Origin of the sequence: Marinospirillum sp. (assembly GCF_044810985.1) — a bacterium.
Classification (GTDB): Bacteria; Pseudomonadota; Gammaproteobacteria; order Pseudomonadales; family Halomonadaceae; genus Marinospirillum.
Genome location: NZ_CP085242.1, coordinates 482,564 through 495,075, shown reverse-complemented (window position 1 = coordinate 495,075; position 12,512 = coordinate 482,564). Strand labels below are relative to the sequence as shown.

The window sequence follows — 12,512 nt, the reverse complement described above, 5'->3', positions numbered from 1 at the left end:
AAGATGCTAAAATCCCTTGTTTTCATACTTGCTTGAAGCAGCCTTCACGAGACAAGAGAGACCGCCTTTTTCATGAAAATTGTCAGCTTTAACATCAACAGCCTGCGCGCCCGTTTCCACCAGATGGAAGCTCTGATTGCCAAACACCAGCCCGATGTCATTGCCCTGCAGGAAACCAAGGTCAATGACCCTGACTTTCCTCTCCAGGCTGTTGAAGATCTTGGCTATCAGGTTGCTTTTCATGGCCAGAAAGGCCATTACGGGGTAGCCACACTTTCGCGTGATGAACCCCTGGCCGTGCAAAAAGGTTTTCCCCACGATGATGACACAGCTCAGAAACGCCTGATCACCACCCGTCACCAGTGCCCGGATGGCAAGCCCCTGACGTTGATCAATGGTTATTTTCCCCAGGGTGAAAACATCAATCATGAAATCAAGTTTCCTGCCAAGCGGCGTTTCTACGCGGATCTACAAAAGCTTCTGGAAGACAACTTTTCACCGGAAGACCGCGTGCTGGTTGTCGGGGACTTCAATATTTCCAGCACCGACCTGGACATAGGTATTGGCGAGCAGAACCGCAAACGCTGGCTGAGAACCGGGAAAACCAGTTTTCAACCAGAAGAGCGCCAATGGATGCAAAAGCTTTTAAGCTGGGGTTTGATCGACACCTACCGGGATCAACACCCGGAAAACAACCATTTCTTCAGCTGGTTTGATTATCGCAGTAAAGGCTTTGAGGACGACCCCAAACGTGGTCTGAGAATCGACCTGCTGCTGGCCAGCCAGGGTCTGGCAGGCTATTGCCGCAACACCGGCATTGATTACGACATCCGTGGCATGGAAAAACCCTCGGATCATGCCCCCGTGTGGAGCGAGTTTGATTTTGGCTAAGAAAAAGCACAAAAAATCACTGCCACAGGCCTGCCCCTGTGGTTCGGGTCATACGTATCCAGACTGTTGCCTGCCCTGTCACCAGGGCCAGGCAGCAGCCGACCCGGAAAGCCTGATGCGCTCACGCTATTCAGCTTTTGTCCTGCAACTGGAAAACTACCTGCTGGCCAGTTGGTATCCTTCCACCCGGCCAACCGACCTTGACCTGCAAAACTCACCCAAATGGGCGCGACTGGACGTCATCTCCAGCCACGAAGAGGGGAATCAGGGGTGGGTGCATTTCCGTGCCTGGTATCGCTCCAGCCAGGGCATGCAGTTGATGGAAGAAGAGTCTGAATTCATCAAAGAAGGCAGTCACTGGTTTTACCTGAAAGGGGAAAAACCAGCTTAAATAAAGTCTGCGATCTGAATTTTCACATCCAGGCGTGCCGGGTCAACCGGCCTGGTTATGGTATCTCCGGTTCCGGCCAGTGACAGATCCAGGTCTTCGGGCGGGATAAATTGTTTGAGTTTGTCATGATAAATGGCTCGGACAAGAGGCCGTGCCTGGTGCTTGGGGTTGGGTTCAACGACAAAGGCCAGTTTACCGGATTCCAGTTGCACCAGTGAGCCCACCGGATAGATGCTGAGGGTTCGAATAAACTGGTATACCAGCTTGCGATCCAGGTGGTCATCACTCCATTCCACCAAGCGTTTCATGGCCACAGGGGGAGGCATCCCCTTGTGGTAAACACGATCAGCTGTGATGGCATCATAGACATCACAAACAGCCGCCATACGCCCATAAAGACTGATCTTGTCACCACCCAGACCACGGGGATAACCACTGGCATCCAGGCGCTCGTGGTGCTGGGCACAGATATTGCGGATATCCTTGCTGATATCCAGTCCATTCAGGTAGGCCTCGCCATAAGCCACATGGCGTTTCATTTCCGCCCACTCTTCGGCTTCCAGCTTGCCCGGCTTGTGCAGCACCTCGTCAGGCACCTGAACCTTGCCGATATCATGCAGCATGCCCCCCACAGCCAGACGGCGGACCAGGGATTTCTCAAAGCCCATGGATTTGGCCAGAATGCTCAGCAACACCCCCACATTCAGGGAGTGCTCCATCAGGTAGGTGTCCTTGTCACGGATGCGTGACAGACAGGCCAACGCATTCTGGTTGCGGTATACCGAATCCACCAACTGCTCAGCGACACCTTCCACTTCGCTGACATCAATCTCGGCCCCTCTGCGAACCCGCTGCATGACCGTATCCACCATTTTCAAGGCTTCATCATGGATTTGTTTGGCCCTTTCCTGTTCATCCGAGATACTTACAGGACGCGGAGCTGAAGGGGTGGTCACACCGGACTGTTCCTGCTGGGCAATAACTTTCTCGGGCTTATCAGCGGACGGGGGTTGGGTCGGCTCACCAAAGTTGGCGGGATTGATCCAGCCAAAATCGGCCTCGGTGTCTTCAGTCGCCATTTCCAACACATCCTCACCACGGCTTGTGTCGATGGTGATGAAGTCAATGCCTTTGGATTTAAGCTTGTCTATCACCTCTTCACGACGGATCATTCCAGATTTGGTTCGGTTTTTTTCAGGCACCCACTCGGAATTTTCATCGGAAACAAACATACCCACACGTAACTGATCAACAGGAATCACCTTGATCATGCAGCACCTTCTTTCTGGTAAGCCAGAGCAGAGTCAATAGTATTTAATTTACTGTAGGCGCTTCCTGTAATAATCAGCAACCACTTTTATAGGTATTTAAGAAGCAGTTAAACCTTATGTAATATAGATGTCAGTTAACCGTTAACCCAAGAAATTTTTATGCTTTTTCACTGCTGCAAAAAATCGCGCAGGCGCTGAATGTCCAGCTCATTCCGGCGCTCATCGGCCCGGGTCAAAGCCATCCAAGCATCCAGATAATCTTCAGCAGCATATTCATGCCCATAACCATCGGGTGCGCTGCCTGCGCCCAGGTCAGCAGCCAGTTGCAACATGGTCACCAAGGGGAACCAACGCAGCAGCGGTGATACATCCGGGCCTCGGGGCGACTGCATCCATTCCGGCTCACGATAAAGAGTATCCGGGGAAAAGAAGGTCACCGGATCACTGGCATACTGCAAAAAAGCAATGCGGAAATCACCCCAGGGGGCCTCACCAGTTTGTAAACCGCCTTGCTGGTTGGCAAAGCGCACCACGGAATCATCCCGAAAACGCGGCAACCATTGCGGCGAATCCGGCTCCCGGCGTTGGGTCACACTTTGCCAGGTGGGGCTGCTGAAGGGCGGGCCACTCCAGAGCACACCATCAAAAGGGTCATCAATAATATCGTAAAAATCAAAAGAGAGATCCGAGTTCAAGGCTCCCAGGCTCAACCCGAACAGATAAAGTTCCGGGCGGTGTGACTCCGGCAGCGCCTGCCAGTAGCCATACACGGCCTGAAACAGGGCACGGGCGGTTTCCACTCCATAGGCCCCTTCGGCCATCAAGGACACAGGGCTGGGCAGGTAGGAATATTGAGCTGCTACACTGGCGACATCGCCCTGGTGCAGGTATTCCAGAGTATTGATGGCGGCAGGGTCTATCCAACCCGTTCCAGTGGGGGTGATCAGAACCAGCAGTGAACGCTCAAATCCACCGGTTCTCTGCAGTTCCTCAAGAGCCAGTTCAGCCCGCTCCTCCGGTGTTTCTGCAGCATTCAGGCCGACATAAACCCGCACCGGTTGCCGGGCCTGTTGTTCGGAAAATACCTGAATATCCTTCTGATCCGGCCCGCCAGCCACAAAATTGCGCCCTTGCCGCCCCAGACTTTCCCAGGCCAGCAAAGAAGCCTCACTTCCCGTCTGCCCAGGTTTTCCAGGAGGCTGCATTTCCGGTTCAATCAGGGCATCCACCTGCTGATAGGAAGAGTCCACACTGCGCAACAGGCTGGTAAAAAGAATCCCGTCAATCACTGCCCAGAAAAGCACAAAGGCAATAACCAGACCGATCAGATTGGACAACCTGCGGGGCACCAGCCGCTGCATCAAAAAAGACACCCCACCCAGCAATAAACGAAAGGACTTGGCCAGTAAAAGGCCCAGAAGAAACACCGCAAAAGCCACTCCGCCCACCAGCCAGGGACGAGCCTGATCCACCTCTGACATACCCATCAGGGAGCGAACCGAGTTCTGCCAGTCGTTGGCCTGAATCAGAAAGCTGATGGCCAACAGACCACAAAACAGGGCAGCCACGCTTTGCAGTACCCTTTGCAGGCGATATCCCGGTGCGGCCAGTCCCAAATAAAGCCACAGCCAGCTCAAAAAAACCCCACAACCATAGCCAGCAAGCATGGACAGACCGGAAATCACCCCCTGAACCCATTCCCCTCGGGGCAGCAGGCTGGGCGTCAGTGAAAGCGCAAAAAACAAAGTCCCCAGCAATAAACCCAGGGTTGAAAAGTGTTTTCGAATCATCATTCTATTAAACTAACATAAATGAAATCGTCATTTTGAGCATCAGAGGAAAAAATGCCTGACACCCTGCCCTCCTGGCTACCTTTTGAAATTGCCACCAGCTATCTCAACATACTGCTTCTGGGACTGATCCTGAGTCTGAGCATTCTGGCCGACACCCTGGCCAGTCGCACGGCCATTCCCCGTATTTCACTTCTGGTTTTGTTGGGCGTGGGCATTGCCGTGGTTCAACAGGTTTTTTTGGGTTATGCCAGCGGCAGCCTTTTGGATGGCCTGGGTGAACCCCTGATTCAACTCGCGCTGGTGATGGTGGCTTTTCTGTTGGGCAGTGAATTGACTCTGGAACGTCTGAAGGTCACCGGCCCTCTGGTGGCTTTCATCTCCCTGATGGTGGTGTTTTTCAGTTTTGTTCTGGTGGGACTGGGCGTATGGTTGCTGGGCTTTTCCCTGGTGATTGCGGTCTCCCTGGCAGCCATCTCCGTAGCCACCGATCCTGCCGCCTTGAGAGAGTCCATTCGTGAAAGCCGTGACACCCGCTTGAGAGCCAAGGTATTACTGGGCATTGTCGCAATTGATGACGGTTGGGGCATTTTGGTATTCGGGCTGAGCATGGCCGCTCTGGGATGGGTCATCAGCAACAATGGTGAGATTGCGTTACTGCATGCCGCCTGGGAGCTGGGCGGCGCTCTACTGCTGGGTAGTCTCATTGGCCTGCCTGCAGCCTGGCTGACGGGTCGCCTGAAGCCCGGTGAACCCACCCAGGTGGAAGCTTTTGCCCTGATTCTTTTGCTGGCCGGCCTTTCCTCCTTGCTGGGCGTTTCTGCCCTGCTGGCCTCCATGGTGACCGGTGCTTTGATTGCCAACCTGTCTCTTCACCACACCCGCTCTTTCCGGGAAATCGAGCATATAGAATGGCCATTTCTGGTCTTCTTTTTTGTCCTTTCCGGTGCCAGCATCGATCTTTACCAGCTCACCGATGCCCTTTGGCTGACCCTGGCTTATATTCTGCTGCGAACCTTCAGTCGCCTTCTGGGGGGCTGGCTGGCGATCGGCTGGATCAGCCGCAGCGGTCATCAACCTGCTGGAGACGACCATCTACCGGCCAACCTGGGTCTGGCACTGACCCCCCAGGCCGGGGTCGCCATCGGTATGGCCCTGCTGGCCGCCGAACGCTTCCCGGAATTCCAGAGCCTGCTGCTGCCCGTGGTCGTGGGCTCCACCCTGGTTTTTGAGCTCATCGGGCCACTATTGATACGGCGGGTTCTGCGCTAGACCAACCCCAAGCCTGGCCTGTTTATTCAGTCAACCAGGCCAGAGCCTGTTCATAGTCATCAAAGGATTTAACGTCTCCTGAAACAAACCAGCTACCCACCTTGGCCGCCAGTTCCTGCCAGCTTTTATGGCCATAGATGGCGATTTTCTCGAATTCCGAACCGTGTTTTAGTCCCAGTTTGAGATCATCCCAGGCAGCTCTGAGCTCCCAACCCTCCAGCTCGGAAATATCGGCAAGCACCTTCAATTCGGGATTTTCCACCCCTTTCAAGGCTGACTCCAGCAAGGGCACCATGGTGGCATAATCCGAGTGCACCAGCTTGCCCTGAGCCTTGATGAAGAGAATAAACTCCTCATTGACTCTTTCCAGCCCAAATGAAATACCATGCTTCTTAAAGGTCATAGCACCTCCTTTTTTCAAGTCATTGAACAAGCTGGCTTAATCCTGCCTGCCAACCTGAATACCAATTTCAGCCTAACATGACCCGTCGGACTGATGTAAATGCCGGTCGCGTCATAAGTCCAGCCACTTGTACATGACCAGAGCATCCACATAGCCTTGCTCAGGATGATTAAAGGCTCCAGGCAAACGTCCGACCTCGGCAAAACCCAGCTTTTGCCAGAGACGCACTGCACCTGCATTGGTCGCAGCAACAAAGTTGAATTGCATGGCCTTGTAGCCCAGAGCCAGAGCCTGCTCCTGGGAATGCTCGCACATGGCGGTGGCCAGGCCCCGACCTCTGGCTGCAGAAGAAACCATGTAGCCACAGTTGCACACATGGCTTCCCGGCCCGGCCTGATTGGGTTTCAGGTAATAGGTTCCCAGAACCCGGCCTTTTTCCTCCACCAGCCAGGTTTTTTGTGGCTGCTGCATCCAGATGCGCTCCGCTTCCTCCCGGCTGGTCTGTGGTGGATAAGCATAGGTATCACCAGCAGCAACTATTTCCTGGAAAATAGGCCAAATCGCATCAAAATCGGCTGCTTTTGCTTCTCTAATCTTCATTTTTCCACTTCACTGGTCAAGGCTCCATAACCCTGTTTTTCCATATCTTCCAAGGCAATGAATTTCATGGCTGCAGAGTTCATGCAATAGCGCTGCCCGGTGGGTGCAGGGCCGTCGTTGAACAAGTGCCCCAGGTGGGAGTCTGCATAGCGACTGCGAATTTCAGTTCGAGTGGTGAACAGAGTGTTGTCCTCTTTCTCCACCACCCAGTCAGGGTTGATGGGGCGGGTAAAACTGGGCCAGCCGGTACCGGACTTATACTTGTCACGCGATGAGAACAAGGGCTCGCCAGAGACCACATCCACGTAGATACCGGGCCGCTTTTCATCATAGTAGGCATTTTCAAAAGCCGGTTCCGTCCCATCTTCCTGAGTGACATAATACGCCTCCTCGCTCAATCGCGTCTTGAGCGCAGCATCGCTTGGTTTTTCAAAGCGATCCGGGTTAAAGCCTTCTCCATTTTCCGGGCGGTATTTGGAAAAATCCACCTCCTGATCTTCACCCCAGACTTCCTCAATAAACTGGTAACGCCCGGAATTGAAGGTATAGAATTTATAACGCACCGGGTTCTTTTGGTGGTAATCCTGGTGGTATTTCTCAGCCTCATAGAAGGCTTCAAAGGGAACAATTTCAATAACCACGGCATCCTCATAACGACCGGATTCCTGCAACGCCTTCACGGAAGCTTCTGCCGCCCTTTTTTGTTCCTGATCATGATAGAAAATGGCCGGACGGTACTGCCGGCCCCGATCGACATACTGACCTTCGGCATCGGTGGGATTGGCAGTTCGCCACAACCCCTGAAGCAAGCCTGCATAGGTTATCTCTTCCGGGTCATAATAAACCTGCACTGCTTCGGTATGACCGGTGCGACCACTGGCAACCGCTTCATAGGTGGGATTTTTCTCCTTGCCGCCACTGTAGCCGGAAACAGCCTCAACCACTCCGGGCACTTTTTCTTCATAGTACTCTTCCACACACCAGAAGCAGCCACCGGCAAAAGTCGCCACGGCCAGATCGGGATCATCCGGGGCGTATTTCGAGTTGTTATTGCTGACAGCTCCCAGCTGGAACCCCACCAACAACAGAGCCGCGACTGCAGATACCAGTAATAGATTGCGTTTCATTATCTTAATCTCCTGCTCTGTGAATACTGTGACCAGTTTGCAAGAGATTTATCACAGCGTTTTCTCCTGTTTATCACGTTTTTATAACGAAAGCTCAATGAGTGATCTGTACAGGTAAGCTTATACAGAAGGATGCTCCTCCAGAAGCACGGTTTTCAACACGGATATCGCCACCCTGGAGTGCCATGATTCTGCGGGCAATCGCCAAACCAAGACCCGCATGGCCCGCCTCTGAGGAGTCACCACGATAGAAGGGATCAAAGATATGCGGCAAGTCCTGCTCAGGAATGCCCGAGCCGCTGTCACGCACACAAACCTCAGGCACACCCCCTTGCTGGCCGAGAACCACTTCAATTCGGCCACCTGCCGGGCTGTAAGCGATGGCATTGGCGATCAGGTTATCCAATACACGTTCGGTCATCGCCAGATCTGCGTAGGCAGCTGGCAAATCAGGATCGCCGCTCAGGGTAAGCTCCAACTGGCTGTTCTGGGCGGCCTGGGCATGCTTCTGAACCACGTCATGCACCAGTTCGGCAAGCGGGAAAGACTCGGGCACCGGCTGCTTTTCCTGTGCCTCAAGTGCGGCCAGCTCAAAAAGCTCATCCACCAGACGATTTAAACGCCTGCCCTCCTTGAGGGCTATGTCCAAAAAGTGCTCCTGCTCCTGGGAACCAAGACGGTCACGGCGTATTTTCAGGCTTTCAATATAACCCTGCATGGAAGCCAGAGGGGTACGCAGATCATGGGATACCTGAGCAATCAATTGGCGGCGCTGAGCATCCTTGTCCTTCAATTGCTCGATTTGGGAAGCAATCCGGTAAGCCATATCATCAAAAGTGACACCCAGGTAGTCGATCTCGTCCTGAACCCAGGGTCGCTTGTCGCGCCAAGTTATGGGTGGATTTTGGCGCATGTCGTTACTCTCAAAGCTTTCCACCAACCGGGTCAAGTCACTCAGGCGGCGGGTTAACAGTCTGAATACAGCCAGCCCGGCCATCATCACCACGGCCAGACTGACGACCAGTGCCCAGGCACTCAGCTTTAGCACCTGGCTGCCATGCGCCAGGGTTTCTGCAGCATCGTATTCCTCACCTCGCAACACAACATAGAGATAGCCTTCGGGATTCTCTGCCGAGGGTACCGGAGTCACGGAAAATACCTTCTGCCGATCATGACTGCGCGGATCATCACCCAACAGAGGGTAACGCTTCATGTTATCCAGCAAACGCTGGATGGGTTCCAGCGAAACCTGTTTACGCTTGATCTTGGCCGGGTCGGCTGAATAGGAAAGGATGCTTCCATCCAGATCCAACAGATAAATTTCAATGCTGGGGTTGATGGTCATGTAAAGTGCGAAAAGTTCTTTCAAAGCACTGCGATCCAGCTGCCCCTGCCTCACCAGATTTCTGTCTGCAACCAGATTTTTGGCCAAGTCCCGGTGCAGTTCCTGATTAACTGAAGCGCTGTATTCACGCAGCGAATAATAGCTGATAACGGTATAAAGAAGACCCACGGCCAAGAGCAGCAAAAACAAGCCCAGAGCTAGCCGGGTATAGAGGGTTTTCAGCATGGGTTACTCCCGGAAACGATATCCGACACCCCAGACCGTTTGAATAAACTCAGGTCGGGCCGGGTCGGTTTCGATCTTCCCTCGCAGGCGGTTGATGTGGGTATTGACGGTATGCTCATAGCCCTCATGGTTGTAACCCCACACGCTATCCAGAAGCTGGACACGGCTGAACACCCGCCCTGGATGCCGGGCAAAGTGCCAAAGCAAATCAAACTCACGTGCGGTGAGCTCCACTTCCTGCTCTTTGACAAAGACCCGGCGACGTGTCGGATCAAGACGTAATTCCGCGACTCTCAGTTCAGCAACTGCAACTTCCGGGCTGGGTGAAGATGCCATGGCATCCACCCGCCGAAACAGGGCTTTTACCCGCGCTGCAAGTTCAGCCACACTAAAAGGCTTGGTGAGGTAATCATCCGCCCCCATTTCCAGACCCAAAACCCGATCCAGCTCCGTGCTTTTGGCGGTCAGCATCAAAACCGGAACATAGTCCGAACCGGAGCGAATTTTGCGACAGATCGACAAGCCATCCATTCCGGGCAGCATCAGGTCAAGGATCACCAGGTCGATATCCCCTTCAAGAAAACGCTCCAGCCCGGCATCCCCCCGTTCACAAAGAACGGGGTTCATACCCAGGTCGGCCACATGTATGCACACAAGCTCCCCGATACTGGGATCATCTTCAATAATCAGTACGTTTCGAGTCATTAACTGTCCGACATCTCATCCTTTTTCATGGAATTATGATCCATCGATTCCTGCATGTCGTCTTTCATCATATCCTCTTCGGATTGCATTTTATCCGTGGGACTGGCACAGGCCATCAAACCAAACAGGCAAAGAGCGGCGATCACAGTGAACTTGTTCATGGTGTTTTCTCCTCAAGAGTTTCTCGCCTGCTGAAGGGCAGGCTCAGTTACCATCCTGGGTAAACACCCTCACAGAGGAGTCACGGAGTATTAAAAAGAGTATCGCGAAAAGTTAACAAAAGTATCACGGCAACCCAGGCCATGCTGAGGCTCAGTAAAAACAAGAAATCACCGCCGACCAGAAACCCCAGGCCGTAAGCCGGTGTGGCTAACAACAGAGTGATCCAAAAGCGTTTTGGTTTTTTGCCCAACAGCAGATACAGAGGAAAAACCAGGCCATAAAAAAAGAGAAAGCCTTTATAAAGGCCTTCAGTGAGCGGCAGATCTATCCAGGGCAAGGCCCAGCCTGCCAGAGGCTCCAGCAACAATATCAACAACAGCAGGTAAAGACCCCAAGGCCATAACCGCGCCAGCCGGGAAGCCTGCTGCAAACGCTGCATTTCTTTGAGATGAAGTGCCACCGTAAAAGCCGTTTGCAAAACAATAAAAGCCACCACCGGCCAGAGCACCGGCCAATCCGGGCTAGCCCCTGCCATCAACTGCGCCAGATCTGCGCTGTAGAAAAACACGAAAACCAACAGACAAAGGAAAAACACACCGAAACCCAGCGTAAAACTCAGTCTGGGGTTAGGGCTTTGTTCCAGGGCACGATGAAAAGTCAGATCCAGATAGGGCGATAAAGCAAAACCCAGCACCAGAGGCAAAAGTGTGTGCCACCATCCCGGTTGCAGGGCAGCAACAGGAAGCGGTGGCTCGGTCAGCAAATAACTGCCGAACAACGCCAGAGACAGCAGGAACACCCCCACGGCTACCCCGGCAACCACCCGGTCAGCCCGATAAAAAAGGCCGATCAGCACCAGCATCACCAACAATAACCACCAACCCAGCAGCGCACTGAGCCAGGCGACAAAAAACAGCTGAAAAGCCACCGTCACCTGTGAAAAAAGCTTAAGCATTGGCCGATGATTCACCAGAAAAGCCTGCTGCCGCTTTTGGGTCATCACCCAGCCAAAAGCAGCCGCCCCCACCACATTCGCCAGGGCAAAAACCACAAGACTGGCCCAGCCATAATCCCGTAGCAGCAACACCGGCAAAAAAGCACCGATACACCACAACCAGGATGAAGCCAGATAAAAGGCATAAAGCACAGAGGCAGGCATGCTTATTCCCCCACAGGCCAGACCTTGAAGCGAATCTTGCCCGAACCGATCCGCTTGCCTGTGCTGGTTCTGGAGGTTGCGCGGTAAAGCTTAATGGTCAGATCCATCATGAACTTGCCACCCGCCGCCAGTTTTTCTTCCAGCTCTGCCTGATCCAGCTTCACCCTGAAAATCACTGGGTCCGTACTGGGTAGCAGAAAACGGTAATCCAGCTGGGTACAGACCATGCGATATTCACCCTGAGTCAGCATAAAAAGATAGGCACCGGCGGCCAGCTCACTGTTACCCAAAATCGCCGCACCCGACTGAGTACCATACCAGTTGGAATTAAAGCGTTTTTTGGGCAAATAGGCGTAAAAATCGGCGGGATCGTAATTCACCTTCAAGCCACTGCGGGCAATAAAAGGCATAAAAACCAAGCCAAGCACACGATTGAAAAAAGGACTCTTGATGCTCAGCTTGTTGAGCCTGACTTCCCAATCAGGCGGTAAGGCGACTGCCATGAATGCATCCTGTTGTTATGCGGCTGAATTCTGATCAACATCCCAGCCGGGAAAAACCAGCACAGCTGGATGGCAATGCAGAGCACGTGCAAGAACCTTGGCTCTTTCGACACCAAGCTGAATTCTGTCATTTTCGATTGCCGAAATGGTGGATTGAGGTATCCCGGTTGCCGCCGCCAGGTCATTCTGGCTCATTTCCTGAAGCTCACGAATGATACGCACAGACTCTCCAACAGATACCGCAACATGCCTCTCGGCTTGAACATAATCACTCATATCATTTTCTCCGGTAATCGTGGGCCGTTACCTTTTCCACTCTGACCTGAATCTGATCCTTCACAACTTTGTAAATGACCCTGTACTGAATATTCAACCGGGACGAGCGGTATCCGTTCCACTCTCCACTCAGGGCTTCATCATGTAACCCCTTGATTTTGCGTAGTCCTGAAGGGCCGGATAGAGAAACAATATCTTTCCATTTCTCATAGCGCTTCTGGACTTCAATCGGAGCGCCCTTAAGGTTCTTTGAAATCCGCTTATGTTCTAATATTTGCCACATACCATAAAGAGTATACATACCATTTTTAGTATGTCAAAAGAGAGCATCGCGGTGGCCAGTGTCGGAGTACTGATGGCATTAGAGACCAAAAAGTCTCTTCTTGGATATA

Annotated in this window: 15 protein-coding genes; 3 read left to right on the top strand and 12 right to left on the bottom strand. The window is 52.8% G+C overall.

The window, feature by feature from the left end; all coding sequences use genetic code 11:
• Window positions 1-72 precede the first annotated feature (72 nt).
• Together xthA and LG323_RS02355 are read left to right on the top strand one after the other, a co-directional pair.
• On the top strand, window positions 73-891 hold the full coding sequence (xthA, locus tag LG323_RS02360) for an exodeoxyribonuclease III (protein ID WP_404418709.1): 819 nt from the start codon (window positions 73-75) through the stop codon (window positions 889-891).
• Window positions 884-1,282, top strand: coding sequence for a YchJ family protein (locus tag LG323_RS02355; protein ID WP_404418707.1), 399 nt, complete (start codon window positions 884-886; stop codon window positions 1,280-1,282). Before xthA ends, LG323_RS02355 begins: the two co-directional genes overlap by 8 nt.
• Here LG323_RS02355 and LG323_RS02350 read toward each other — a convergent pair.
• Together LG323_RS02350 and LG323_RS02345 are read right to left on the bottom strand one after the other, a co-directional pair.
• Window positions 1,279-2,553: an HD-GYP domain-containing protein gene (locus LG323_RS02350; RefSeq protein WP_404418705.1), complete on the bottom strand. Its 1,275-nt coding sequence runs from the start codon at window positions 2,551-2,553 to the stop codon at window positions 1,279-1,281. The genes LG323_RS02355 and LG323_RS02350 overlap by 4 nt on opposite strands.
• A gap of 167 nt (window positions 2,554-2,720) precedes the next feature.
• Entirely contained in the window at window positions 2,721-4,346 is a 1,626-nt protein-coding gene (locus LG323_RS02345; protein WP_404418703.1) for an alpha/beta hydrolase, read from the bottom strand.
• Window positions 4,347-4,397: 51 nt separating this feature from the next.
• On the opposite strand from LG323_RS02345, the gene LG323_RS02340 reads away from it, so the two are divergent.
• Window positions 4,398-5,615, top strand: coding sequence for a cation:proton antiporter (locus LG323_RS02340; RefSeq protein WP_404418701.1), 1,218 nt, complete (start codon window positions 4,398-4,400; stop codon window positions 5,613-5,615).
• A 22-nt stretch (window positions 5,616-5,637) separates the two neighbouring features.
• On the opposite strand, the gene LG323_RS02335 is transcribed toward LG323_RS02340, so the two are convergent.
• The 10 genes from LG323_RS02335 to LG323_RS02290 form a co-directional block, all read right to left on the bottom strand.
• Window positions 5,638-6,018, bottom strand: a complete 381-nt coding sequence (locus tag LG323_RS02335; protein ID WP_404418699.1) for an STAS/SEC14 domain-containing protein — start codon at window positions 6,016-6,018, stop codon at window positions 5,638-5,640.
• A gap of 111 nt (window positions 6,019-6,129) precedes the next feature.
• On the bottom strand, window positions 6,130-6,618 hold the full coding sequence (locus tag LG323_RS02330; RefSeq protein WP_404418697.1) for a GNAT family N-acetyltransferase: 489 nt from the start codon (window positions 6,616-6,618) through the stop codon (window positions 6,130-6,132).
• Window positions 6,615-7,745, bottom strand: a complete 1,131-nt coding sequence (gene msrB / locus LG323_RS02325; RefSeq protein ID WP_404418695.1) for a peptide-methionine (R)-S-oxide reductase MsrB — start codon at window positions 7,743-7,745, stop codon at window positions 6,615-6,617. Before msrB ends, LG323_RS02330 begins: the two co-directional genes overlap by 4 nt.
• 94 nt (window positions 7,746-7,839) lie before the next feature.
• Entirely contained in the window at window positions 7,840-9,315 is a 1,476-nt protein-coding gene (locus LG323_RS02320) for a sensor histidine kinase (protein ID WP_404418693.1), read from the bottom strand.
• 3 nt (window positions 9,316-9,318) lie between these two features.
• A complete protein-coding gene (locus LG323_RS02315) occupies window positions 9,319-10,020 on the bottom strand; it encodes a winged helix-turn-helix domain-containing protein (protein ID WP_404418691.1) in 702 nt (233 codons plus the stop codon).
• Window positions 10,020-10,181 carry a hypothetical protein gene (locus tag LG323_RS02310; protein WP_404418689.1) on the bottom strand — a complete coding sequence of 54 codons (162 nt, stop codon included), beginning with the start codon at window positions 10,179-10,181 and terminating at the stop codon, window positions 10,020-10,022. The genes LG323_RS02315 and LG323_RS02310 overlap by 1 nt, the downstream gene beginning before the upstream one ends.
• An 80-nt stretch (window positions 10,182-10,261) precedes the next feature.
• Window positions 10,262-11,341 (bottom strand): hypothetical protein, encoded by a 1,080-nt coding sequence (locus tag LG323_RS02305; protein ID WP_404418687.1) that lies wholly within the window; start codon window positions 11,339-11,341, stop codon window positions 10,262-10,264.
• Between the two features lie 2 nt (window positions 11,342-11,343).
• On the bottom strand, window positions 11,344-11,844 hold the full coding sequence (locus LG323_RS02300) for a hypothetical protein (protein WP_310697793.1): 501 nt from the start codon (window positions 11,842-11,844) through the stop codon (window positions 11,344-11,346).
• 15 nt (window positions 11,845-11,859) lie between these two features.
• Window positions 11,860-12,120, bottom strand: a complete 261-nt coding sequence (locus LG323_RS02295) for a helix-turn-helix domain-containing protein (protein WP_404418685.1) — start codon at window positions 12,118-12,120, stop codon at window positions 11,860-11,862.
• Between the two features lies 1 nt (window position 12,121).
• A complete protein-coding gene (locus LG323_RS02290; RefSeq protein ID WP_404420100.1) occupies window positions 12,122-12,403 on the bottom strand; it encodes a type II toxin-antitoxin system YafQ family toxin in 282 nt (93 codons plus the stop codon).
• Window positions 12,404-12,512 lie beyond the last annotated feature (109 nt).